The sequence below is a fragment of the Microbacterium testaceum genome, assembly GCF_006539145.1.
Classification (GTDB): Bacteria; Actinomycetota; Actinomycetes; order Actinomycetales; family Microbacteriaceae; genus Microbacterium; species Microbacterium testaceum.
Genome location: NZ_BJML01000001.1, coordinates 781188 through 805053, shown reverse-complemented (window position 1 = coordinate 805053; position 23866 = coordinate 781188). Strand labels below are relative to the sequence as shown.

Annotated in this window: 28 protein-coding genes; 12 read left to right on the top strand and 16 right to left on the bottom strand. The window is 68.5% G+C overall.

Features of this window, described 5'->3' with window-relative positions; translation table 11 throughout:
- The first annotated feature begins 69 nt into the window (after nt 1–69).
- A complete protein-coding gene (locus MTE01_RS03890; RefSeq protein ID WP_141375768.1) occupies nt 70–801 on the top strand; it encodes a YidC/Oxa1 family membrane protein insertase in 732 nt (243 codons plus the stop codon).
- Here the strand turns inward: MTE01_RS03890 and MTE01_RS03885 are convergent.
- The 3 genes from MTE01_RS03885 to MTE01_RS03875 form a co-directional block, all read right to left on the bottom strand.
- Nucleotides 731–2038, bottom strand: coding sequence for an MFS transporter (locus tag MTE01_RS03885; RefSeq protein ID WP_141375766.1), 1308 nt, complete (start codon nt 2036–2038; stop codon nt 731–733). The genes MTE01_RS03890 and MTE01_RS03885 overlap by 71 nt on opposite strands.
- Before the next feature lie 133 nt (nt 2039–2171).
- Entirely contained in the window at nt 2172–2387 is a 216-nt protein-coding gene (locus MTE01_RS03880) for an SCO4848 family membrane protein (protein WP_103210757.1), read from the bottom strand.
- Nucleotides 2388–2440: 53 nt separating this feature from the next.
- On the bottom strand, nt 2441–2782 hold the full coding sequence (locus MTE01_RS03875) for a TraR/DksA family transcriptional regulator (protein WP_103210754.1): 342 nt from the start codon (nt 2780–2782) through the stop codon (nt 2441–2443).
- Between the two features lie 52 nt (nt 2783–2834).
- On the opposite strand from MTE01_RS03875, the gene MTE01_RS03870 reads away from it, so the two are divergent.
- Nucleotides 2835–3197 (top strand): DUF2834 domain-containing protein, encoded by a 363-nt coding sequence (locus MTE01_RS03870; protein WP_141375764.1) that lies wholly within the window; start codon nt 2835–2837, stop codon nt 3195–3197.
- Nucleotides 3198–3238: 41 nt separating this feature from the next.
- On the opposite strand, the gene MTE01_RS03865 is transcribed toward MTE01_RS03870, so the two are convergent.
- Nucleotides 3239–4099 carry an SDR family oxidoreductase gene (locus MTE01_RS03865; RefSeq protein WP_103210749.1) on the bottom strand — a complete coding sequence of 287 codons (861 nt, stop codon included), beginning with the start codon at nt 4097–4099 and terminating at the stop codon, nt 3239–3241.
- Nucleotides 4100–4192: 93 nt separating this feature from the next.
- Here MTE01_RS03865 and MTE01_RS03860 point away from each other — a divergent pair, with 93 nt between their 5' ends.
- From MTE01_RS03860 to MTE01_RS03850, 3 genes are all read left to right on the top strand, one after another.
- A complete protein-coding gene (locus MTE01_RS03860) occupies nt 4193–4561 on the top strand; it encodes a winged helix-turn-helix transcriptional regulator (protein ID WP_103210747.1) in 369 nt (122 codons plus the stop codon).
- A gap of 2 nt (nt 4562–4563) precedes the next feature.
- Entirely contained in the window at nt 4564–5619 is a 1056-nt protein-coding gene (locus MTE01_RS03855; protein ID WP_307723121.1) for an FUSC family protein, read from the top strand.
- A 74-nt stretch (nt 5620–5693) separates the two neighbouring features.
- Nucleotides 5694–6347, top strand: coding sequence for an LON peptidase substrate-binding domain-containing protein (locus MTE01_RS03850; RefSeq protein ID WP_103210745.1), 654 nt, complete (start codon nt 5694–5696; stop codon nt 6345–6347).
- Between the two features lie 63 nt (nt 6348–6410).
- Here MTE01_RS03850 and MTE01_RS03845 read toward each other — a convergent pair whose 3' ends face one another.
- From MTE01_RS03845 to MTE01_RS03830, 4 genes are all read right to left on the bottom strand, one after another.
- A complete protein-coding gene (locus tag MTE01_RS03845; protein ID WP_103210743.1) occupies nt 6411–7187 on the bottom strand; it encodes an isocitrate lyase/PEP mutase family protein in 777 nt (258 codons plus the stop codon).
- Nucleotides 7184–7858 (bottom strand): SDR family oxidoreductase, encoded by a 675-nt coding sequence (locus tag MTE01_RS03840; RefSeq protein ID WP_141375762.1) that lies wholly within the window; start codon nt 7856–7858, stop codon nt 7184–7186. The genes MTE01_RS03845 and MTE01_RS03840 overlap by 4 nt, the downstream gene beginning before the upstream one ends.
- Before the next feature lies 1 nt (nt 7859).
- Entirely contained in the window at nt 7860–8243 is a 384-nt protein-coding gene (locus MTE01_RS03835; RefSeq protein ID WP_103210739.1) for a PPOX class F420-dependent oxidoreductase, read from the bottom strand.
- A gap of 91 nt (nt 8244–8334) precedes the next feature.
- Nucleotides 8335–8733 carry a YchJ family protein gene (locus tag MTE01_RS03830; protein ID WP_141375760.1) on the bottom strand — a complete coding sequence of 133 codons (399 nt, stop codon included), beginning with the start codon at nt 8731–8733 and terminating at the stop codon, nt 8335–8337.
- Nucleotides 8734–8781: 48 nt separating this feature from the next.
- Between MTE01_RS03830 and MTE01_RS03825 the strand changes: the two genes are divergently transcribed.
- Entirely contained in the window at nt 8782–9693 is a 912-nt protein-coding gene (locus MTE01_RS03825) for a 5'-3' exonuclease (protein ID WP_141375757.1), read from the top strand.
- A 6-nt stretch (nt 9694–9699) separates the two neighbouring features.
- Here the strand turns inward: MTE01_RS03825 and MTE01_RS03820 are convergent, their stop codons facing one another.
- Both MTE01_RS03820 and trpD read right to left on the bottom strand, forming a co-directional pair.
- Nucleotides 9700–10692 (bottom strand): PHP domain-containing protein, encoded by a 993-nt coding sequence (locus MTE01_RS03820; protein ID WP_141375755.1) that lies wholly within the window; start codon nt 10690–10692, stop codon nt 9700–9702.
- Nucleotides 10693–10694: 2 nt separating this feature from the next.
- The gene (gene trpD, locus MTE01_RS03815; protein WP_103210728.1) at nt 10695–11756 is read right to left on the bottom strand and encodes an anthranilate phosphoribosyltransferase; all 1062 of its coding nucleotides are present in this window, start codon (nt 11754–11756) and stop codon (nt 10695–10697) included.
- Nucleotides 11757–11888: 132 nt separating this feature from the next.
- Between trpD and ctaE the strand changes: the two genes are divergently transcribed.
- From ctaE to MTE01_RS03785, 6 genes are all read left to right on the top strand, one after another.
- A complete protein-coding gene (gene ctaE, locus MTE01_RS03810; RefSeq protein WP_103210726.1) occupies nt 11889–12560 on the top strand; it encodes an aa3-type cytochrome oxidase subunit III in 672 nt (223 codons plus the stop codon).
- A gap of 16 nt (nt 12561–12576) precedes the next feature.
- Complete coding sequence (gene qcrC / locus MTE01_RS03805) at nt 12577–13389, top strand: cytochrome bc1 complex diheme cytochrome c subunit (RefSeq protein WP_103210724.1); 813 nt, start codon at nt 12577–12579, stop codon at nt 13387–13389.
- A 39-nt stretch (nt 13390–13428) separates the two neighbouring features.
- Nucleotides 13429–14487: a cytochrome bc1 complex Rieske iron-sulfur subunit gene (gene qcrA, locus MTE01_RS03800; RefSeq protein WP_141375753.1), complete on the top strand. Its 1059-nt coding sequence runs from the start codon at nt 13429–13431 to the stop codon at nt 14485–14487.
- Complete coding sequence (gene qcrB / locus MTE01_RS03795) at nt 14484–16325, top strand: cytochrome bc1 complex cytochrome b subunit (RefSeq protein ID WP_103210719.1); 1842 nt, start codon at nt 14484–14486, stop codon at nt 16323–16325. The genes qcrA and qcrB overlap by 4 nt, the downstream gene beginning before the upstream one ends.
- Nucleotides 16326–16533: 208 nt before the next feature.
- Nucleotides 16534–16941: a rhodanese-like domain-containing protein gene (locus tag MTE01_RS03790; RefSeq protein WP_103210717.1), complete on the top strand. Its 408-nt coding sequence runs from the start codon at nt 16534–16536 to the stop codon at nt 16939–16941.
- 38 nt (nt 16942–16979) lie between these two features.
- Nucleotides 16980–17930: an alpha/beta fold hydrolase gene (locus MTE01_RS03785; RefSeq protein WP_141375751.1), complete on the top strand. Its 951-nt coding sequence runs from the start codon at nt 16980–16982 to the stop codon at nt 17928–17930.
- 51 nt (nt 17931–17981) lie between these two features.
- On the opposite strand, the gene MTE01_RS03780 is transcribed toward MTE01_RS03785, so the two are convergent.
- The 6 genes from MTE01_RS03780 to MTE01_RS03755 form a co-directional block, all read right to left on the bottom strand.
- Nucleotides 17982–18773 carry a PP2C family protein-serine/threonine phosphatase gene (locus tag MTE01_RS03780; protein WP_103210712.1) on the bottom strand — a complete coding sequence of 264 codons (792 nt, stop codon included), beginning with the start codon at nt 18771–18773 and terminating at the stop codon, nt 17982–17984.
- A gap of 4 nt (nt 18774–18777) precedes the next feature.
- Complete coding sequence (locus tag MTE01_RS03775; RefSeq protein ID WP_103210709.1) at nt 18778–19194, bottom strand: cytochrome c oxidase subunit 4; 417 nt, start codon at nt 19192–19194, stop codon at nt 18778–18780.
- A gap of 2 nt (nt 19195–19196) precedes the next feature.
- The gene (gene ctaD, locus MTE01_RS03770; protein ID WP_056227796.1) at nt 19197–20960 is read right to left on the bottom strand and encodes an aa3-type cytochrome oxidase subunit I; all 1764 of its coding nucleotides are present in this window, start codon (nt 20958–20960) and stop codon (nt 19197–19199) included.
- A 2-nt stretch (nt 20961–20962) separates the two neighbouring features.
- Nucleotides 20963–21844, bottom strand: coding sequence for an aa3-type cytochrome oxidase subunit II (ctaC, locus tag MTE01_RS03765; protein ID WP_103210707.1), 882 nt, complete (start codon nt 21842–21844; stop codon nt 20963–20965).
- Between the two features lie 166 nt (nt 21845–22010).
- On the bottom strand, nt 22011–22376 hold the full coding sequence (erpA, locus tag MTE01_RS03760; protein WP_056227791.1) for an iron-sulfur cluster insertion protein ErpA: 366 nt from the start codon (nt 22374–22376) through the stop codon (nt 22011–22013).
- Nucleotides 22377–22448: 72 nt separating this feature from the next.
- A complete protein-coding gene (locus MTE01_RS03755; RefSeq protein WP_141375749.1) occupies nt 22449–23843 on the bottom strand; it encodes a dipeptidase in 1395 nt (464 codons plus the stop codon).
- Nucleotides 23844–23866: the final 23 nt, after the last annotated feature.

Sequence of the window (23866 nt, the reverse complement as noted above, 5' to 3'; positions counted from 1 at the left end):
TCGCCCACGCGCCGTCGGTGCGCCCCGCGACCGATCAGCCCGTGATCACTCGCTCTGATGGGATGCCCCGTGGACCTCTTCGCCTTTCCGCCCCTCGCCCTCCTGCTCGACCTGACGACGCGCGCTCTGCTCGCTCTCATCTCGTTCCTCGAACCCCTCACCGGGGGTCTCGCCGCCGCTGTCGCCGTCGTCGTCGTGACGCTGGCGGTGCGGGTGCTGCTCGTCCCCGTCGGAGTGTCGCAGGCGCGCGCCGAGCAGACGCGGGCCCGCCTCGCTCCGCGGCTTCGCACCCTGCAGAAGCGGTGGGCCAAGAACCGCGAACGCCTGCAGCGCGAGACGATGCAGCTGTACCGCGACGAGGGCGCCTCGCCCTTCGCCGGATGCCTGCCCGTCCTGGCGCAGGCGCCCGTCGTCGGACTGCTCTACGCGGTGTTCCTGCACCCGCAGGTCGGCGGACACGTCAACACCCTGCTCGAATACGACGTCCTGGGCGCTCCGCTCGGCCGGAGTCTCGTCGGCGCCCTGTCGACGGGGACGGCGGATGCCACGACCCTCGCCGTCTTCGCGGTGCTCGTCGCCGTGATCGCCGGCGTCGCCGAGTTGACGCGTCGGCTGCTGCGCCCCGCGGTCGATCCCTCGGCTCCCGCGTGGACGACGGGGATGGTCGGCATCCTGCCGTTCACGACGGCCGGCGTGGCACTGTTCGTGCCGCTGGCGGCCGGGCTCTACCTCACCGTGACGACCGCGTGGACGCTGTGCCAGCGTCTGCTGCTGCGGCGACGCTACCCGCTGCCGCGCTGAGACCGGCGGCGGGGAACGCCCGGTCCCACCGCGGTGCGGCCGCGGCGTTCACCGCCGCCATGGCGAGCACGAGGAGCGCGGCTCCGGCGGGGAAGAGCATCGCGGTGCCGACGGACACGTTCTCGGCCACCGCCCCGGCCACGGCCGACGACAGCGCCTGCGCGAGAGTCAGCGCCGAGGCGAGGATCGTCATCGTCGAGGCCGACCGGCCGCGCGGCGCGCGGTGTCCGGCGAGGCTGAAGAGCGTGACGAGAGCCGGGCCGACCCCGATGCCCATGAGGCACAGCACGAGGGTCACGGTCGGCACGGATCCGCCGACCGAGTACGCCCCGGCGGAGGCCGTCAGCACGCTGGCGAACAGCACGAGGCGCCAGCGCAACGGGAAACGCTCGGGCACGAGGGCGACGGCGAGGGCCAGCACCGCGGAACCCACGCCCATCACGCCGTACAGCAGCGCACCCGCCTCGGGCGCCCCCTGCGCCTCCATGAACGCCGTCAACGAGGTGAGAGTGGAGCCGAAGAACAGACCGACGCCGAACACGGCGGCCACGAGCACGAGCATGCGCGGGTGCATCACCTCGCGCATCGGCGCCATCGCGGTGCGCTCCGAGCGCTCGGGGACAGCGCGGCCGGTGGGGTGCAGGGCGAAGGCGGTCACGAAGACGAAGCTCAGGATCGCGGCCCCCGCGATCGGCGCCCAGGGAGCGATCACCGCCGCCAGCACACCGACCACGAACGGCCCGATGACGAAGGCGGTCTCGTCGGCCGCCGACTCGTAGGCCATGGCGCGCGAGAATGTCCGGTCGCGCCGCTCGGGGTGCACGCGCAGACCGATGAGCGCCATCACGCGACTGCGCGACATCGCCGCGGTCTGAGGACCGGTCAGGCCGATCGCCACGGCCGCTCCGAGCAGCAGGGCGTCGGAGGTCGCGAATTCCACCACGAGGGGGAAGACCGCCAGCAGGATGCCGTTGGCCAGCCCCACCGGCACGAGCACGCGACGCTGCCCGTACCTGTCGGCGAGGTCACCGAGCACGGGGCCCGCGACGACGACGCCGAGACCCACGGCCGCGGAGGTCAACCCGCCAAGGGCGACCGAACCGCGCAGCGCGACGACGAGGGCGAGGACGCCGACGGTCATCATCGCGAACGGCAACCGAGCCACGAAGGCGACCGGGAAATACCAGAAGCCGGTGTGGTGGATCAGGGGCCGATGGTCGACGGCGGGCGCGGTCATGTAGCGGGTCTCCAGGGAGGGGCGATGGAACGTGCCGCCTTGCCGGACCGGTAGGTAGTTGCACAGAGTGCGGCGGGAAATCCCGCGCTATGAGTCTACCGCGGGCACCTCCCGGGCGCCTGGGCGCCCGGGATCAGCTGACGAGAGCGGCGATCGCGGCGATCACCGACGCGACCGCGAGCACGAGGGCCAGACCGATGAGCACCGTGTGCACGATGAGGAACGGTGTGGCCTTGCCCGCGGCGTTCTTGGCGCGGGGGTCTTTCGCGACTCGCACGTAGAAACGCGGCCAGACGACGACGTTGAAGACGGCGTTGGCGAACAGCAGCGCGATGAGGACGGGTTCCATGCGTCGAGCCTAAGCGCCGCCTGCCCCTCGCTTCTTCAGCCGCGACCCGGAGCTCACGCCGCGCACGCGATGCAGCGGCGCGCGAATGGGAGCACCTCGAGCCGGGCGTCGGCGATCGGCTGCTCGCAGTTCTCGCACACGCCGAACGTCCCGGATGCCACTCGCTCGCGCGCCGCGGCGATCTCGGCCTGCTCCGCTTCGGCGCCCCGGCGGAGGGCATCGACCTGGGCCCACTCCCCCGACAGCGTCGAGCCCTCGGGGTCGTGCTCATCGTCGGCCGTGGCATCGGCACGGTCGTGCCGCAGGCTCGCTTCATCGTCTCGCAAGCGCGAGAGGCGGTGCTCCACCTCGCGCTCGCGGTCGTCGAGCATGCGCGTCGCCGTCGTGGCATCCATCCTTCGACGCTAGCCCCCACCGCCGACATGCGGGCTGCGGGAGGATCGGCTCATGAGCGCACTCCGACGACACTGGACCCCCACCGCCGCGGCCTTCCTCGTGCTGGCCCTCGCCGGTCTCGTGGGCACGTGGACCTTCAACGTCTTCGCGATCGTGCAGATGCGGGACTTCCTCGGCGATCTCGTGTCCAGCGGACCGGCGGTGTCGTCGATCACCGTCGACCTGCTCGTCGTCGCGGTCGCGGGGAGCATCTTCGTGATCGTCGAGGGGCGACGGCTCGGCATGCGCTTCGTGTGGCTGTACGTCGTGCTCTCGGGGGTGACCGCTTTCGCGTTCACCTTCCCTCTGTTCCTCGCGATGCGCCAGCGGCGCATCACCGCCCTCGCCGCAGAGGGTCCGGCACGCCTCTCATGAGGCGCACCGGACCCTCAGCCTGGACGTCGCGACGCGAGCGCTCAGCGCGCGGCGAGACCCTGACGCAGGCCCTCGGCCAGCGGGGTGGTGGGGCGACCGATGATGCGCGACAGCGAGCCGTCGGTCGTGCCCAGCGCGCCGCGGGCGATCGCGTCGTCGATCCCGGCCACGAACGCCGCGGTGCCGGCATCCAGTCCCGCCGCCTTCAGCCCCTCCGTCAGTTGCTCGACCGAGACGCGCGTGTAGGTCACCGGTCGGCCGAGCACCTCGGACGCGGCCGCGGCGAGTTCGTCGTAGGTCCATGCGACGTCGCCACCGACCTCGACGGTCCGACCGGCCAGCTCGTCGGTGGTCAGGGCGATCGCCGCCGCTTCGGCATAGTCGCGACGGCTCGCGCTCGCCACGCGGGCATCGCCGGTCGCCGCGACGATCTCGCCGGTGTCTGCTGCACGCGCGACGGTGTCGAGGTAGTTCTCGGTGTACCAGTTGTGGCGCAGGATCGTGGCGCTCACTCCCGAGTCCGCAATGGCCTGCTCGGTGGCCTTGTGGTCGGCGCCGAGGGCGTAATCGACCTCGTCGACGCGCGGAGCGCTGGTGTACACGAGACGCTCGATGCCGGCGGCGCGGACGGCCTCGACGACGGCGCGGTGCTGAGCGACGCGGTCGGCGTCGGTGCCCGAGATGAGCAGCACGCGCGTCACGCCCGCGAGAGCGGGGGCGAAGGTCTCGGGGCGGGCGTAGTCGAGCTCGGCGACGCGGATTCCGCGGGCCGCGAGGTCGTCGACCCTGGCGGGCGTACGCACGCCCGCCACGATGTCGGATGCGGGAACGTCGCGCTCGAGCAGAGCGTCGATGACGAGGCGACCGAGGTGACCGGAAGCGGCGGTGACGAGGAGGGTCATGGTGGAATCCTTTCGATGGGTTCGTGGGGCTCAACGCCCCGTCGACCTCAACATTCCGAAATGCCGGTACCCACTTTGTGGTTAGGTACTCACATGAGCGTCAGTCTTGCGTCGATGCGCGCCGAACACCCCGGAATCTTCGCCGACGGGTGCCCGACCCGCACGGTCCTGGATCACGTGATGGGCAAGTGGGGCATCCTCGTGCTTCTCACGCTCTCGGACGGCACCCAGCGATGGGGAGCTCTGCGGCGCAACATCGACGGGATCAGCGAGAAGATGCTCGCGAGCACGCTGAAGACGCTCGAGGCCGACGGCTTGGTCCTGCGCACCGCCTACCCCGAAGTGCCGCCGCGCGTCGAGTACGCGCTGACCGACCTCGGACACGACCTCATGACGCACGTCATCCCCCTCATGGGCTGGGTGGCCGACAACGCGAACGACATCGTCGGCCCGCGGGAGTGAGCGTGCGCGTTCCCTCTGCCCGCGCCATGCGCGACAGTCTCACCTTCCGCGCCCCGCGCCGTGTGCCCCTGCTCCAGGTTGCCAAGTCGGCCATCGCGATCGTCGCCGCGTGGCTGCTCGCCGGGTGGCTCGTGCAGGGTCCTCCGCCGATTTTCGCCGCCATCGCCGCGCTGCTGGTGGTGCAGCCGAGCATCAATCAGTCCTTCACCCGGGCGGTCGAGCGCAGTGTGGGCGTGATCGTCGGCGTCCTCATCGCGGCTCTGCTCGGTCTGGTTTTCGGGTCGCAGCCCTGGGTGGCGCTGCTCTCCGCCGGGGTGGCGCTCCTGGTGGCATGGGCCGCGCGCATCTCCCCCGGAGCGACCAATCAGATCGCCATCAGCGCCCTGCTCGTGCTCGCCCTGGGCACGGCGACCCCGAACTACGCCCTCGACCGCGTGCTCGAGACCCTCATCGGCGCGGCCATCGGCATCGTCGTGAACGCCGTCCTCGTGCCTCCCGTGCTCGTTCCCCCCGCTCGGACGAAGGTCGACGTCCTCGGTCGCGAACTCGCCGCGGCGCTCGAGCGTCTCGCCGATGCCCTCGAAACTCCGCAGACGCCGGCCTCTCTCGAGGGACTTCTCCTCGAAGCACGCCTTCTCCGTCCGGTTCGGGATGCCGCAGCCGACGCGATCCGCGACGGAGCCGACTCGCTGGCGCTGAACCCCCGCAGCGGCCGACACCGCACCGACCTCGCGGAGATGGATGCACTCGTCGACCGCTTCAGCCCCGTCGTCACGCAGACCATCGGGATGACCCGCGCGGTCTACGACGGCTACGAGCAGACGATCGCCGACGAACCCGCCGTCCGCGCGATCGCCGAGCAGTTGCATCGCGCCGCGCACGACGTGCGACTGGCCTTCGCCCTCGACGCGGGCCCCGAGCGCGCGGTCGACGAGGAGCCGGCCCTGACGCGTCCCCTGCAGATCCGAACGCCGTCGACCGCGCACTGGGTGCTCGTGGGCTCCCTGCTGATGGACCTCCACCGCGTCCACCAGACGCTGCGCGACGAGCACGAGTGACCTCCACCTGGGAACTCTCTCGCTGATCGCGCCCACTCGCCCCCGGGTCGGTCCTCCCCTGGTTGACTGAGGACATGGGTACCGCGATGTTCCCCCTCGGGGCCGTGCTCTTCCCGCACACGCCCCTCGCGTTGCGGATCTTCGAGGAGCGTTATCTCGTCATGCTCGGACGCCTGCTCGATGAGACGGATCCCGCCTTCGGCGTCGTCCTCATCGAGCGTGGCAGCGAGACCGGTGGCGGGGATCAGCGCTTCCCCCTCGGCACGATGGCGCAGCTCAGCCAGGTGGTTCCGCAGGCCGGCCAGATGCAGATCGTCGCGCGGGGAACCGAACGTTTCGAGATCGTCGCGTGGCTCGACGACGACCCCTACCCGAGGGCCGACATACGCGCGCTTCCCGACCTCGAGTGGAACGATGCTCTTCTCCCCCTCCTCGAGGAAGCCGAGCGAATCGTGCGTCGCGTGCTCGGCCGCGCGCAACTGTTCGGCGGAACGCGGTGGGATCCCGAGGTGGAGCTGGCGGAGGAGCCGCTCCCCCGCGCATGGCAGGTCGCGGCGATCGCCCCGCTCGGAGAGCTCGACCAGATGGAGCTGCTGCGGTCGATGACTCTCGGCGGCCTCTTGCGCGCCACGATCGACCTCACCCTCGCGGCCGAGCCGTTGCTCGGCGACCCCGTTCCCGACGGCGTGATCGTCGTCGACGACGAGGGACCGACCGACGAGGACTGAGCCCGCGAACACCCGGAGAGGGCCGGGACGCCACGCGGGGCGAGTGACGCCCCGACCCTCTCGTCAGTTGAGTTCGCGCACCGACGACGGAATGACCCCGTCGCCGTAGAGGTCGATGGCGAGGTCCTGCAGCGCGGTCAGGGCGACGCGCTGCGTGAGCGGGCCGTACGAGATCCGAGCGACGCCGAGCTTCTCGTATTCTCCGGCTGACAGTGCTCCGGGGAAGCCGATGACACTCAACCGCTGGTCTCCGAGCCCCTCGACCAGTCGACGGGTTGTCTCGGCGTCGAGCAGACCGGGAACGAACACCGAGGTCGCTCCGGCGTCGAGGAAGGCGCGGCCGCGCTTCACCGCATCCGCGATCTTGTCGTCGAGTGGACGATCGCCACCCTTGACGAAGACGTCGGTGCGCGCGTTGAGCACGAAGGGGACGCCCTCGGCCTCACCCGCCGCGATCACGGCCTCGACCGCGGCCACCGCCTCATCGAACGGCTTGACCCGGTCCTCGACGTTCGCGCCGACGACGCCCACCCCGATCGCGCGACGCGTCGTCTCGCCCGGGTCGCCGAAGCCGGCGTCGAGGTCGGCCGTCACCGGCACGTCCACCGCGGCGACGATACGCCCCACCATGTCGAGCATCACCTCGAGCGGGATGTTCTCTCCGTCCTCGTACCCGAAGGTCGCGGCGATCGAGTGTCCGGCCGTGGCGAGGGCCCGGGTCTCGGGCAGGGCCGCGATCGCGCGGGCCGAGACGACGTCCCACACGTTCACGACCCGCAGGATCTCGGGGGCGGTGTGCAGCTTCGCAAAGGACTCGGCCCTTTCGCTCAGGGCGCTCATGCCTGTCCCCCCTCCGAACGACCGGCATCGGCCACGATGGCCTCGGCGATGAGCGTCTCACCCGCGCCGAAACGGATGAACCGCCCCACCGAGGCGGGCTGCACGAGCACCGCGGCGACGACGGCCGCCACGTCCGCACGAGAGACCTCCGCCTTGCCCTGGGGCGCGGTGGTGATGCGGCCGGTGGGCTCGTCCGTCGTGAGCGTCCCGGGACCCAGAATGGTCCAGTCCAGATCGCTGGAGCGGAGATGGTCGTCGGCGGCGAGCTTCGCGTCGGCGTAGGCGAAGAAGGAGTCGTCCGGGTCGATGCCGTGCTCCGGCGTCGAGCCGATCCACGACACCATGACGAAGCGCCGGACGCCGGCCTTCGAGGCCGCGTCGATCGCTCGTTGCGCGGCATCGCGGTCGACCGCATAGGTGCGCTCGGCGCTGCCGCCGCCCGCTCCCGCCGACCAGACCACCGCGTCGGCTCCCGAGAAGGCCTCGGCCATCTCGTCGACATCGGCCTTCTCGACGTCGAGCACGAGCGGCGTGCCGCCCGCCTTCTCGACGTCGGACGACTGCTCCGTCTTGCGGATGACCGACGTCGCCTCGTCGCCCCGGTCGGCGAGCAGCCGAGCCAGGTGGAGGGCCACCTTGCCGTGCCCTCCGATGATCACGATGTGTTCCATGTCACTGTCCTCCTACTTTGTCGATCGACATCTTCAGGATCACTCGGTCGGCGCTGTCCGGCGGCGCCTCCTGCTGGGCGTTGCCGTAACGCTGTCCGAGGCGGACGTAGAACGCCCCCGTCGGGTCGGGTTCCGCCGCGACGAGGCGCCCGCGCACCTCGATGTACCGGTACGGGCGTTCGGGGTCGAACACCATCAGGCTCATCGAGGGGTTCCGCTGCAGATTGCGGAACTTCTGACGCGTCGTGGTGTGCGTGAAGAGCACATGCTCACCGTCGAACTCGAACCACATCGGGTTGACCTGCACCGTGCCGTCGGGACGGACGGTGCCGAGGCTGCCGTAATTCGCGTTCTCGAGAAGATCGCGCTGGTCGTCGGGGATCATCCGTGTCCTTTCGCCGAGGATCCGCGACCGACCCTACGCACGACCCCCGACATCGCCCGCGGGGTTGACGGCTTCGGCGAGCCGCCCCGACTCAGTCGATGTCGCCGTCCACGTAGACCCAGCGCCCGCCACGCCGGGAGAACCGGCTGCGTTCGCGCACCTCGCCGCGCTCACGGCCGTGCCGCCAGGCGGCGCGGAACGCCACGGTCGCGGCGTCCCCGTCCTCGGACGCATCCTCGATCACGAGCCCCGTCCACTCCGTGCCGTCGTCGACGGTGATGTCGTCGGGGCGGGTGCGCGGATGCCATGACCGGGCGAGGTGAACCGCATCGCCGACCGAGAAGGCGGTGTATCGAGACCGCATCAACCGCTCGGCGCTCGGAGCGGTCGCACCGTCCAGGATCGGTCCACAACACTCGCCGAACGGCGCGCGACCGCACGGACACGTCGCATCCGGTGCCGGACGACGTGAGACGGAGCCGAAGGACATCCGGCCACTCTAGGTCAGCGGGCCATCCCGCGTGCCAGGATCGACAGCGTGACCGATCGCCTCATGCTCCTCGACACCGCCTCGCTCTATTTCCGCGCGTTCTACGGGGTGCCCGACAAGGTCAAGGCGGCCGACGGGTCCTCGGTGAACGCCGTGCGCGGGCTGCTCGACATGATCGCGAAGCTCGTGACGGCTTACGAGCCCTCGCGTCTCGTCGCCTGCTGGGACGACGATTGGCGCCCCGCCTGGCGCGTCGACCTGTTGCCGAGCTACAAGGCCCACCGCGTGGTCGAAGCCGTTTCGGCCGGACCCGACGTCGAGGAGGTGCCCGACCCCCTCGAGGCGCAGATCCCCCTCATCCGCGAGGCATTGGCCGTGCTCGGCATCCCGGTGGTGGGGGCGGCCGAGCACGAGGCCGACGACGTGATCGGAGTCCTCGCCACCCGTTCCGACGTCCCGGTCGACATCGTCACCGGAGACCGCGACCTCTTCCAGCTGGTCGACGACGATCGCGGCATCCGGATCGTCTACACCGCTCGAGGGATGAGCACTCTCGAACTCGTCGACGACGCGGCCGTCTTCGCCAAGTACGGCGTCCACGCGAAGCAATACGCCGACTTCGCCGTGCTGCGCGGCGACCCCTCCGACGGGCTGCCCGGCGTGTCGGGCATCGGAGAGAAGTCCGCGGCGGCGCTGCTCACCGCGTGCGGCGACCTCGATGGCATCCGCGCGGGGGTCCTCGAGGGCACCGCGGGAACACCCGCCCAGCGCGCGAAGATCGCCGCCGCCGCGGACTACCTCGAGGTCGCCCCGACCGTGGTGCGTGTCGCGCGCGAGCTCGACCTCGAGCCCTTCGACGACCGCCTCGGTCCCGTGGACCGGTCCGCCGCCGAAGAACTCGCCGAGCGCTGGAACCTCGGGTCGTCGATGACGAGGGCGCTGGCCGCCCTCCCCGCCTGAGCGGTCTCAGCGACCGCGCTCGAGCCAGGCGCGCAAGCGCTCGAGCGGCCAGGTCGTGACGATCCGGTCGACGGGCACCTGCAGAGCCTCGGCGCGCGCGGCACCGAAGTCCAGCAGCGAGAGCTGACCGGGAGCGTGCGCGTCCGAATCGATCGAGAAGAGGCACCCGGCGTCGATCGCGAGGGCGAGCAGGTCGTCCGGCGGATCCTGCCGCTCGGGCCGCGAGTTGATCTCCACCGCCACCCCCGAGGCCGCGGCCGCGGCGAACACCTCGCGTGCATCGAACTCCGACGGAGGTCGTGTTCCGCGCGCCCCCTCCACGAGACGGCCGGTCACGTGCCCGAGGACGTCGACCCGCGGGTCGCTCGCCGCCGCGACGAGCCGTTTCGTCATCGGCCCGCGCTCCATGCGCAGTTTCGAATGAACGGATGCCACCACCACATCGAGCGCGCGCAGCAGCTCGTCCTCCTGGTCGAGGGCTCCGTCGTCGAGGATGTCGACCTCGATACCGCTGAGGAGCGTGAACCCGTCGACCCGATGACCACGGACGATGTCCATCTGCGCGCGGAGCCGCTCGGGCGAGAGTCCGTTCGCGACGGTGAGTCGCGGAGAGTGATCGGTGAGAGCGAGGTACTCGTGACCGAGTCCGCGCGCCGCGTCGACCATGGTCTCGATCGGCGTCAGTCCGTCGGACCATTCGCTGTGGCTGTGCAAATCGCCCTTCAGCTGCGCCCGCAGCTCCGCGCCTCCGGTGGGGGCGGACTCCGCGCGCAGCGTCGCCAGGCGTTCGGGCACCTCGCCCCTCAGCGCCTGCTGGATGACCGCGAAGGTGGACTCCCCGATGCCCGCGCGGCGACGAAGCGACGGATCCCGCAACTGCGCGTCGCTCAGCCCCTCGATCGCGGCGGCCGCCGTGCGGAACGCCTTCGACTTGTACCGCGAGGACCGCTCCCGCTCGAGCAGGTACGCGATCTCCGTGAGCGCGTCGAGCGGGTCCACGCCTACTCCGCCAGCGCCTTCGAGGCCTCGACCCAGTCGTCGAGCTTCGCCGATGCGCGGCCGTCGTCGATCGCCGCCGCCGCGTCGGCCATGGCCTCACCCAGCCGCTCGAGGATCGGCCGCTGCACCTGCGCGGCATCCTGGAACAGACGGAACGACACGAGCCCCGCCGCCGCGTTCAGCAGCACGATGTCACGCACGGCCCCGCGGTCGCCGCCGAGCACCCGCCGCACCACGGCGGCGTTGTGATCGGGAGACCCGCCCAGCAGGTCGTCCATGTCGGCGAGAGGGATGCCGAGATCCCGGGGATCCAGATCGTGCTCGTGGACGTCGCCACGGCTGATCTCCCAGACACGACTGTGCCCGGTGGTGGTCAGCTCGTCGAGACCGTCGTCGCCGCGGAACACCAGGGCGGTCGCCCCGCGCGTGCGGAAGACCCCCGTGATGAGTGGAACGCGGTCGAGGTGCGCGACGCCGACCGCGTTGGCCTCGGCACGCGCGGGATTGCAGAGCGGACCGAGGAAATTGAACACCGTCGGCACACCGAGCTCCGAACGGGTGGCCGCCGCGTGGCGGAAGCCCGGATGAAACGCCGAGGCGAAGGCGAAGGTGATTCCCGTCCGGTCGAGGATCTCGGCGACCTTCTCGGGAGAGAGCGTCAACCCGATGCCCAGCGACGACAACACGTCCGACGAGCCCGAGGCGGAGCTCGCGGCGCGGTTGCCGTGTTTGACGACGGGAACTCCGGATGCCGCGGCCACCACGGCCGCCGTCGTCGATATGTTCACGGTGCCATAGCGGTCACCGCCCGTACCCACGATGTCGAGGACGTCGGCGCGGACCGGGAGCGGCACCGCTGCTTCGAGGATCGCGTCGCGGAAGCCGACGATCTCCTCGACCGTCTCGCCTTTGGCCCGCAACGCCATGAGGAATCCGCCGAGTTGCGACGGTGTCGCCTCCCCCGCCATGACCTTGCGCATGGCCCAGGTGGACTCCGACACGCTGAGGTCGGTGCCGGCCAGCAGCGACGAGAGGAGATCGGGCCAGGTGAAGCGTTCCGCCATGTCACGATCCTTCCACACGCGTGTCGCGCGGCGGCCCCCGGGACCCGGCGATGAAACAGCCTCCGTACCGGGGCTTATGTGCAGATTCTGAGGCTTCCCTAAGTCTCGACGATGGAATATCGCAGGGTGGGGATGGGAATATCGAGCTCCCGGATCGCGCATAATGGAACGGTGACGACCTCAGCGACGTATTCCCAGGCTGTGCGTGCCGTGAAGCGGCCCGACCCGGTCGCCGTGGGCACCATCGTGTGGCTGGGCAGCGAGGTCATGTTCTTCGCCGGCCTGTTCGCGATCTACTTCACTCTCCGCAGCACGTCGGCCTCTCTGTGGGCCGAAGAGACGCAGCTGCTGAACGTTCCCTTCGCGACCGTCAACACGATCATCCTCGTGCTGTCCTCGGTCACCTGCCAGATGGGCGTCTTCGCCGCGGAGCGGTACCAGCCGTACCGCACCGGCGGACGCACCGGCTTCCTGAAGTGGGGAATGGTGGAGTGGTTCTACCTCACCTTCATCCTCGGCGCGGTGTTCGTGTCGGGTCAGGTGTGGGAGTACGCGACCCTGGTGGCCGAAGGCATGCCCATCAGCGCCAACCCCTACGCCTCGGCCTTCTACATCACCACCGGCTTCCACGCCCTGCACGTGACGGGTGGCCTCATCGCCTTCCTGCTCGTGATCGGTCGTGCATACGCCGTGAAGAACTTCGGTCGGAAAGAGATGACCACCTCGATCGTCGTGTCGTACTACTGGCACTTCGTCGACGTCGTCTGGATCGCCCTGTTCTTCGTCATCTACTTCCTCAAGTAAGAGAGCAGTACTCCACATGGCACGCGAGAAGAAGACTCGTCGGGCGTCCGGGCGTCGTAGCCCCCTGGCCGCCGCCGCGCTCATCGGCATCGGACTCCTCCTGACCGGAGGCGTCTACGCCGGCGCATCGGCCGCGATGGCCGCCACCTCCAGCACCCCCACGAGCGAGGCGAACTCGGCGTCGGCGGTCGAAGAAGGGCAGAAGCTCTTCCAGGCCAACTGCGCCACGTGCCACGGTCTCGACCTGCAGGGCAGCCAGCAGGGTCCGTCCCTCTTCGGCGTCGGAGAACTGTCGGTGCACTTCCAGGTGTCGACCGGTCGTATGCCGCTGCAGGCGCAGGGGCCGCAGGCTCCGGTCAAGCCGGTGCAGTTCACCGAAGAGCAGATCAACGCGATCGCCGCTTACGTGCAGTCCTCTGCGCCCGGCCCCAGCTACCCCAGCGAGGACATCGTCGACGGTCAGGGCGACCTCTCTCACGGCGCCGAGCTGTTCCGTATCAACTGCGCCATGTGCCACAACGTGGCCGGCGCCGGTGGAGCGTTGACCGAGGGCAAGTACGCCCCCGACCTGCACACGGTCTCGCCGGTCAACATCTACGCGGCCATGGTCACCGGCCCGCAGAACATGCCGGTGTTCAACGACCTGAACCTGACCCCCGAAGACAAGCGCGACGTCATCTCGTACCTGATGTACCTGCAGAAGAACGAGTCCCCCGGCGGCTACGCCCTCGGCTCGCTCGGCCCGGTCTCTGAGGGCCTGTTCATCTGGATCTTCGGTATCGGAGCGCTCATCGCCCTGACCGTGTGGATCACGGCGAAGTCCAACTGACCGTCGTCTTCGACATTACGTAAACGCACGAGGAGCACCATGGCACACGAGGACGACGCACTCGAGCACGAGAGGGCTTCCTGGAAGCCCACCTCGGGGCTCGCCGTCGCGGTTCCCGACGCCGTACAGAACCCCGGCCTTCCCGGCCACCGTCAGCGCATGACCGACCAGGACCCGCAGTCGATGAAGCGTGCGGTTCGCACGGTCTACACGCTGTTCTACTTCTCGGTTGCGGCGAGCATCTGGGCGAGCATCGCCTACATGATCTTCCCGATCGAGTCGGGCGCGCTGATCGACATCCGCTACAACAACCTCTTCATCGGGCTCGGCATCGCGTTCGCGCTGCTCGCGATCGGCATCGGCACCATTCACTGGGGCAAGTCGGTCATGTCCGACAAGGAGTACATCGAGGACCGCCACGCCACTCGTGGTCGCGACGAGGTGCGCGAGGGCGCGATCAACGTCTTCGAAGAGGCGAACAAGGACTCCGGCTTCGGTCGTCGCGAGATCATCCGCAACTCGATGTTCGCCGCTCTGGCCGCATCCGTCATCCCCGGCATCACGCTGTTCCGCGGCCTGGCTCCGCAGGACCAGGACCCGGTCAAGCTCCTCAGCCACACCATGTGGAAAGAGGGCATGCGCCTGACGCACGACCCCTCGGGTCGTCCGATCCGCGCGGCTGACGTCACTCTCGGCTCCGCATTCCACGTCATCCCCGAAGAACTCGCGGGACTCGGCCATGACGAGGGCTACCTCGAAGAGAAGGCCAAGGCGATCGTCCTGCTCATGCGCATGCAGCCCGAGCAGCTCAACCCCGAGACCAACAACCTGGACTGGTCGTACGACGGCATCATCGCGTACTCGAAGGTCTGCACCCACGTCGGTTGCCCCGTCGCGCTCTACGAGCAGCAGACCCACCACCTCCTGTGCCCCTGCCACCAGTCGCAGTTCGACGTCGCCAACGGTGCGGCCGTCATCTTCGGCCCGGCCGCCCGTCCCCTGCCGCAGCTCCCCATCACCGTCGACGCCGAGGGCTACCTCGTCGCGCAGAGTGACTTCCACGAGCCCGTCGGCCCCAGCTTCTGGGAGCGCTCATGAGCATCGGTACCCATCCCACCGAGAACGTCACCACCGAACCCGCAGTGCACGCGGGTGCGCCGGCGACGAGCGGACGCGACGGAAAGCCGCTCGGCGGCCGTTTCGTCGGCTCCGTCGCGAACTACATGGACGAGCGCACGAGCATGTCGGGCATCGTCAAGGAGCTCGGCCGCAAGGTCTTCCCCGACCACTGGTCGTTCATGCTCGGCGAGATCGCCCTGTGGAGCTTCGTGGTCGTGCTGCTCTCGGGCACGTTCCTGACGTTCTTCTTCCAGGCGTCCATGGTCGAAACGCACTACAACGGCGCCTACGAGCCCATGCGCGGCATCGCGATGTCGGCCGCCATGGAGTCGGCTCTGCACATCTCGTTCGACCTGCGCGGCGGCCTGCTCGTCCGACAGATCCACCACTGGGCCGCCCTCGTGTTCGTCGCCGGTATCGGCGTCCACATGCTCCGCGTCTTCTTCACCGGTGCGTTCCGCAAGCCCCGCGAGCTCAACTGGGTCGTCGGCTTCATCCTCTTCATCCTCGCGATGGCCGAGGGCTTCACCGGCTACTCGCTCCCCGACGACCTGCTCTCCGGTAACGGTCTGCGCATCATCGACGGAATGATCAAGGGCCTGCCGATCATCGGCACCTGGACGTCGTTCCTGCTCTTCGGCGGCGAGTTCCCCGGTACCGCGATCGTCGGACGCCTGTACACGCTGCACATCCTGCTGCTGCCCGCGATCCTCGTGGCCCTGCTGGCCGTGCACCTCATGCTGATGATCATCAACAAGCACACGCAGTTCGCCGGGCCCGCCCGCACGAACAGCAACGTCGTGGGCTACCCGATGCTCCCGGTGTACGCCTCCAAGATGGGTGGCTTCTTCTTCATCACGTTCGGTGTGATCGTTCTGATCGCCGCGCTGGTGACGATCAACCCCATCTGGAACTACGGTCCGTACGACCCGTCCCCGGTGTCCGCCGGTACGCAGCCCGACTGGTACATCGGCTTCGCCGACGGCATGCTCCGTCTGATCCCGCCGCACCTCGAGTTCGTGCTCTGGGACCACACCTTCTCGTGGAACATCATCATCCCCGTCGGTGTCCTGGGTCTCTTCATCGTTCTCGTGCTGGTGTACCCCTTCATCGAGGCGTGGGTGACCGGCGACAAGCGCGAGCACCACATCGCCCAGCGTCCGCGCAATGCCGCGACGCGCACGGCGATCGGCGCGGCCGGTGTCACGTTCTACGCCGTGATGTGGGCGGCCGCGTCGTCCGACATCATCGCGACGCACTTCCACCTCACCATGGAAGGTGTCATCCACGTCCTGCAGGCCCTGCTGATCCTGGGCCCGATCCTCGCCTACTTCATCGCGAAGCGCGTCTGCATCGCGCTGCAGAAGAAGGACCGCGAGATCGCCCTGCATGGCTACGAGTCCGGCCGCATCGTCCGCCTCCCCGGTGGCGAGTACATCGAGGTCCACCAGCCGGTCGACGAGTACGAGCGCTGGAAGCTGGTCGACAACGAGACGTACGAGCCCCTCGTCGTCCGTCCCAACGCCAACGGTGAGATCCCCTGGTACGAGAACGTCCGTGGTGCGGTTTCGCGCTGGTTCTTCGAGGACCGGCTCGCTCCCCTCACCCAGGCCGAGCTCGACGCCGCGGTCGCTCATCAGCACCACGAACTCGATCACATCGACCACGAGGAGGCCGACGAGATCGCCGGAGCCAACGCTCGCGCCGATGAGGACGGTCGACCCCGCAACGCGGTGGGCGAGCGTGCCGAGGTCGAGATCCCGGCTCCTAAGGGTCTCGAAGAGCGCAACCGCCCGGAGGGCGATAAGAGCGAGTAATCGCCCGTCGACGAAACCCCGGTGCCGCGGCACCGGGGTTTCGCGTTTCCTGCCCGGGACGAACCGTGCTCAGTGCGCGGGGAGCGCGCGTGTCGCGCGACGCCGTCCCAGAGGTCCGCTCCCCCGCCAACGCCATCTGGCAGGGAAGCGTAGGAGCGTGGCATCCGCTGTCTTTCCGCATTCCGTCCGCGCCTCTAGCGTGAGAGCCATGAGCGACGCCCTTGAGTACTTCTCTCGCCGTCTCGCCTTCGAGACCGACCCGAGCGACGTCTACGCTGCCCAGAAGTCCGGACACGAGCTGGTACTCGTCGACGTGCGCGGCGACGACGCGTGGGGGCAGGGACGCGTCTGCGGGGCCATCCACATGCCCTACCGTGAAATCGCCGAACGGGCTCCACACGAGATCCCGGCGGGCACGCCTGTGGTGGTCTACTGCTGGAGCCCGGGCTGCAATGCCGGCCAGAAGGGTGCGCTCGCTTTCGCGCAGCTCGGGTACGACGTGCGCGAAATGATCGGCGGCTACGAGTACTGGGTTCGCGAGGGCCAGCCCACCGAGAACGACGACGGGCCGTGCGAACGGGTCTTCGACCCGACCGTCATGGTGGTGCGCTCCTGATCCTCGAGTGCGATCTGCCCCGCGGTTAGGCTTGCGACATGCAACATCCTCCTCTCGAGCCGTTCGCCTCCGGATTCGTGGAGCGACCGGACGGTGCCAGGGTGTACTGGGAGACCTCGGGAAACCCGCGGGGGCGGCCGGCCCTGTATCTGCACGGCGGCCCCGGCGGTGGGCTCGGCAAAGGTGGGTACCGGCGCCGCTTCGATCCCGACCTTCATCTCATCGTCGGGATCGACCAGCGAGGATGCGGGCGGAGCGAGCCCTGGGCCGCCGATGATCTCGCCAGCCTGCGGCACCAGACGATGGACAACCTGCTCGCGGATATCGAAGCGGTGCGGGTCCACCTCGGCATCGACCGTTGGCTCCTGCACGGGGTGTCATGGGGTTCCACCCTGGCACTCGCGTACGCCCTCGAGCATCCCGACCGCGTCAGCGAGATCGTCAACTTCGCCGTCACCACCGGAGGACGCTGGGAGATCGACTGGATCACCGACGGGATCGCCCCGGTCTTCCCTGAAACGTACGAGCGCCTCCGCTCGCTTCTGCGTAGGGATGAGCGCACGATCGAGGGATACGCGCGACTTCTCACCGGCCCTGACCCATCCGCGCGTCAGACAGCCGCCGACCAGTGGGACGAGTGGGAAGCGACGCATATGTCCCTCGGGCCCCTCTCAACCCCGGGACCGTTGCACGACGATGAGCGGCACCGGCTGAATTTCGCCACCCTCGTGACCCACTACTGGGCGCGGGACTGCTTCCTCCCCGGCGACACAGCCATCCTCGATCGCGCAGAGCAGCTCGCGGACATCCCCGGTGTCCTCATCCACGGGCGGCGCGACATCAGCGGGCCGTCGCTGACCGCGTGGAAGCTGCACCGCGCCTGGCCGGGCTCTCGCCTTGAGATCGTCGAGGAAGACGGCCACGGCGGTCCGCGGAGCGCCCAGCTGGCTCAGGATGCGATGGACGAGTTCGCCCGGGCATCGCGCTGAACGCAGATCACGAACCCTGGAGCCGAGCCGGATGCGCGGTCGAGAAACGGATCAGGCGGTCTCGACGTCTTCGGCGAACCAACGGGCGGCGGAGCCGAAGAACACCGGATCGCTGCTCACCGTCTGATCGTCGTCGATGACGTCGCACACGACGACGGTGACGTTATCACGCGTACCAGCTTCGAGTGCCAAAGCCACGGCAGCGGCCGCAGCCGAGCGCGGGTCTGATGACTCAGCGACAAGGCGTGCGACGTCAGCCTCCGGCACGTAGTCGGTCAAGCCATCGCTGCAGAGGACCCAACGATCTCCGGCTACCGGCGGACGTTCAGCGACGGAAACGACATCTCCCTCGGCACCACCGAGAGAGGCGGTGATGATATTGCGCCGCGGGTGTGCCTGAGCGGCCTCGGGGGGAATGATGCCGTGGTCGACGAGCGCCTGAACGTACGAGTCGTCACGCGTCTCGCGTGTGAACTCGCCGTCGCGGAGCAGATAGGCCCGCGAGTCTCCGGTGTGAGCGAGCAGGAGCTCACCGCTCACGCTGAGGAAGATGCCAGTGAACGTCGTCGCCATGCCCTGCAGCGCAGGATCGCGCTCGACGTGGGCACGGATGTCCCAGTTCGCTTCGCGGATGCGGACGAGCAGGCCGTCGGCATCCATTCCACCACCTCGCGTCGCCACGAGACGGTGCAGAAGAGCGGCGGAGGCAAGGTCCCCGGAGGGCCCTCCCCCGACGCCATCGGCCACAGCCGCACCCCAGGACGCCGCGAAGGCGGCGTCCTGATTGGTGGGACGGTGGGAGCCGGCGTCGGAGACGGCGGCCGCGTTCAGCCGAATGGGCACGGGGTCAGCGCGCGAAGTACCCGCGGTAGTACTCGTACACCCAGCCGACGATGGCGATGACGAACACCGCGAAGCCGACGGGGACGAGCCAGCTGCCGACCGCGAGACCGATCACCGCGATGGCGGCGGAGGCCGCGAGCACGATGGGCCACCACGACCACGGGCTGAACTCGCCCATCTCGGGGTCGCCGTCGTCGATGTCAGCCGTCAGGGTGTCTTCGGGCAGGTCACCGCGCTGCGCCTTCATGACGCGCGAGATGTAGAACGCAATCATCGACGACATGAGGCCGAGGAAGACGAGCGCGACACTGCCGACCCACTCGACGCCACCGTGCTGGAGGAGGCTCCAGACGGTGTAAACGGCGGCGATCAGGAAACCGAAGACGGCCAGCAGCCACCAGAGTCCAACGTTGGTACGCATTCTTACTTGACCTCTCCGGCCGCGGAGTCGACCACGGGCGCCTCGGGTGCATCCTTCGCGGGCCCCACACCGACCGGGATACCGGCCTCGGGGTGGTTCAGGTCGAAGGCAGGGCGCTCGCTACGGATGCGAGGAATCGAGGTGAAGTTGTGACGCGGGGGCGGGCAGGAGGTGGCCCACTCCAGCGACGCTCCGTACCCCCACGGGTCGTCGACCGTGACGCGCGGTGCCTTGCGGGCGGTGATCCAGACGTTCAGGAGGAACGGAATCATCGAGGCGCCGAGGATCATCGAGCCCACGGTGGAGAGCTGGTTCTCCCAGGTCCACCCGTCGGCGGCTGCGTAGTCGGCGTAGCGGCGGACCATGCCGTCGACGCCCAGCCAGTGCTGGATGAGGAAGGTCATGTGGAAGCCGATGAACAGCATCCAGAAGTGCACCATGCCGAGACGCTCGTTGAGCATCTTGCCCGTCCACTTGGGCCACCAGAAGTAGAAGCCGGCGAACATCGCGAACACCACGGTGCCGAACACGACGTAGTGGAAGTGCGCTACGACGAAGTAGGAGTCGGAGAGGTGGAAGTCGAGGGGGGGCGAGGCGAGGATGACGCCGGTCAGACCACCGAACACGAACGACACGAGGAAGCCGAGGGCGAAGACCATGGGGGTCTCGAACGTGACCGAGCCCCGCCACAGCGTTCCGATCCAGTTGAAGATCTTCACGCCGGTCGGAACGGCGATCAGCATCGTCATGAGGGCGAAGAACGGAAGCAGCACACCGCCGGTGACGTACATGTGGTGCGCCCACACCGCGACGGACAGGGCCGCGATCGCAATGGTCGCGTACACGAGCGTCTTGTAACCGAAGATCGGCTTTCGGCTGAAGACGGGGAAGATCTCGGACACGATGCCGAAGAACGGCAGCGCGATGATGTAGACCTCGGGGTGACCGAAGAACCAGAAGAGGTGCTGCCAGAGGAGCACGCCACCGTTCTCGGGGCTGTAGATGTGCGCGCCGAGCACGCGGTCGGCAGCGGCTGCGAAGATCGCGGCGGCCAACACGGGGAACGCGAGCAGGATCAGGATGCTCGTGATCAGCGTGTTCCACGAGAAGATCGGCATGCGCCACATGGTCATACCGGGTGCACGCATGGTGAGCACCGTGGTGATGAAGTTGACCGCGCCGAGGATCGTGCCGAAACCGCTGATGCCGAGACCGAGCATCCAGAGGTTTCCGCCTACGCCCGGAGAGAAGCTGGCGTTGGCGAGCGGCTGGTAGGCGAACCATCCGAACCCGGCCGCACCCTGCGGGGTGAGGAAGCCGGAGACGGCGATGGTCGAGCCGAAGAGGAACAGCCAGAACGCGAACGCGTTCAAGCGCGGGAAGGCCACGTCGGGCGCACCGATCTGCAGCGGCAGCAGCGCGTTGGCGAACCCCGCGAACAGCGGCGTCGCGAACATGAGCAGCATGATCGTGCCGTGCATCGTGAACAGCTGGTTGTACTGCTCTTTGGTGGGGATGATCTGCATGCCGGGCTCGAACAGCTCGGCGCGGATGATCAACGCCATGACGCCACCGAGCATGAAGAACATGACGGAGGCGATCAGGTACATGTACCCGATGGTCTTGTGGTCGGTGGAGGTGATCCACTTGACGACCAGATTGCCCTTCTGCTCCACACGCGTGGTGCTGAGCAGTGCGGCTTGACGCGGCGGGAGAGTCGTCGGGCGCGAGGGGCCCGTCCCCTGGAGCGGAAGCGTCGTGGCCATGATCACTCGTTCCCTTCGGTACCGGCCGTCGTCAGGTTCTGAAGACGCGACAGGTCGCTGATGTCGCCCACGTCGCCGGCACGGCGCAGCGAGTCGAGGTAGGTGTTGTACTCGTCTTCGCTGACGACCTTGACGTTGAAGAGCATGGCGGAGTGGTACTCACCGCAGAGCTCCGCGCACTTGCCCTCGTAGGTGCCTTCACGGGTGGGCGTGAAAGACCACTCGTTGTCGCGACCGATGTACATGTCTTTTTTGTAGAGGAAGTCGATGATCCAGAACGAGTGGATGACGTCGCGCGAGCGGAGGTCGATCTTCACGGTCTTGTTCACCGGCAGGTAGAGGGTCGGGACGTCCTGGAGGTCGTAGCCGTCGGACGTGGCCTTGGCCTGCACACCCATGGAGTACACGGCGTCGGAATTGTCTTCCTTGGTGCCGTTGTACTGGAAATCCCACGCCCACTGCTTGCCGTAGGCGGTGATGGAGACGTCGGGGTTCTCGTACTGCGTCTCGAGCGTGTTCTGGTCGCGCGCCGTGAAGGCGAAGAATCCCACGACGAGGATCAGCGGCACGACGGTGTAGAAGATCTCAACCGGCATGTTGTAGCGCAGCTGCACCGGGAGACCGGACTGGCCCTTGCGGCGGCGATACGCGATGACCGACCACAGCATGAGGCCCCAGGTGATGACACCCACGGCGAGGAGCACGATCCACGAGTTGACCCAGAGCCCTGCGACCATGTCGGTGTGGTTCGTCGCGGCCGGGCCGTCATCGACGAAGCCGGGCAGGAAGCCGTGAAGCTGAGTGGTGGTGCAGCCGGAGAGGACCGCGACGGATGCGATCCCGAGGGGAAGCGCTGCCCAGCGAAGGCGACGTTTGGAGGGCACAATGCACCTTTCCGGGTCGTGGATGTTGCTCTGACAGTCTAGAGCAACCTCTCACCGTTCTCAGGCCATTCGTCCAGTGCCGAGACATCGAAAGCCCCCGGTTTCCACGGGGTGATCCGGGGTTCCGGGGGCTCTCGATTCGACGCCGGAGAACGGCGTCGGGGTGTCAGTGGAAGCTGTCTCCACAGGCGCAGGATCCCTGCGCGTTGGGGTTGTCGATCGTGAAACCCTGCTCCGAGATCGTGTCCTTGAAGTCGATGTTGGCGCCGTCGAGGTACGGGACGCTCATGTCGTCGACGATGACCTCTACGCCGTCGAAGTCGACGACCTTGTCGCCGTCGAGGTACCGCTCGTCGAAGTACAGCTGGTAGATGAGGCCGGAGCAGCCGCCGGGCTGAACCGCGACGCGCAGGCGCAGGTCGTCGCGACCCTCCTGCGAGAGCAGGCTCTTCACCTTGTCGGAGGCGGCCGCGGTCAGGCCGACGCCGTGCTCGCGGGTCTCGGCGGAGGACGACAGTGTGGTGTCGGTCATGGCGATGCCCTTCGGGTTGTTCGGTCGCGGGGACGAAACGAGTCTACGCCCGTCCCGCCCCCGCGGCCTCGATCAGTGCGTGCGCGCGTTCAGCCGTGCCAACAGCAGCGCCTCGGAGACCAGCGCATTGCGGAAGGTCTCGAGGTGCAGGGACTCGTTGGGGCTGTGGGCACGGGCGTGCGGGTCCTCCACGCCAGTCACGAGGATCTGGGCCTCCGGGAACTCGCGGACGAGGTCGGAGATGAACGGGATCGAGCCGCCGATGCCGACGTCGACCGAGTCGACCCCGTACCCGTCCGCGAACGAGGCGCGCGCCTCTTCCACGGCCCAGCCGCTCGTGTCGACGAGGAACGAGTCGCCGCAGTCGACGTCGCTGAACTCGAGCCGAGCACCGAACGGCGCGTGAGCGCGAAGGTGCGCCTCGACCGCGGCGAAAGCCTCTTCGGCATCTTGACCGGGAGCCACGCGCGCACTGATGACGACGCTCGTCTGCGGCGAGAGGGTGTTGGATGCCGCCTCGACGGGGGTGGCATCCCATCCGGTGATCGTGATGGACGGCTTGTTCCAGATACGACTGAGGATCGAGTCGCGACCGATCGGGCTCACACCCTCGAGGAGACCCGACTCGGCACGGAGCGTGGCCTCGTCATAGGCGGGGGTCTCGGCGTCGCGCACGGCGAGACCCTCGACGGCGACCGCGCCGTCGTCGTCCCACAGGGTGGCGAGCAGCTTGACCGTGGCGAGCATGGCATCCGGGACCGCTCCGCCCATCATCCCGGAGTGGGAGGCATGCTCGAGGGTGCGGACGGTGAGGGTGAATCGGGCGTTGCCCCGCAGCGAGACCGTCAGACCGGGAGTGCGCTCGTCCCAGTTGCCGGAGTCGGCCACGACGATGACGTCGGAGCGCAGCACGTCGGCGTTGTCGGCGAGGAACTGCCCGAACGAGCGGGAGCCGTACTCCTCCTCCCCCTCGATGAAGACGGCGATGCCGAGGTCGAGGTCGTCGCCGAGAACCTCGGAGACGGCCCGGATGGCCCCGACGTGGGCCATGACGCCGGCCTTGTCGTCGGCGGCGCCGCGCCCGTAGAGACGCCCGTCGCGGACGGTGGGCTCGAAGGGCGGGGAGTCCCAGAGCGCCTCGTCTCCGGGAGGCTGCACGTCGTGGTGCGCGTACAGCAGCACGGTCGGGCGCCCGTTGCGGGCCGCGCGCGTGGCGAGGACGGCGGGCTGGCCGGTCTCGTCTGTTCCGGGGATCGCGGCGCGCTTCACCTCGACCGAATCGAAGACGCCGGTGCCCTCGAGGAGGGCGGCCACGGCATCCGCGCTCTTGACGAGCGCGGACTGGTCGAAGGCCGGCCACGCGATGGACGGGATGCGCACGAGGGAGCCGAGATCGGCGAGGGCGGAGGGGATGCCGGCGTCCGCTGCTTTTTGCACAGCGTCCTGCCGGGACAGGTCGAGGGTCATGCGGGTAATCTTAAATCTCCCGA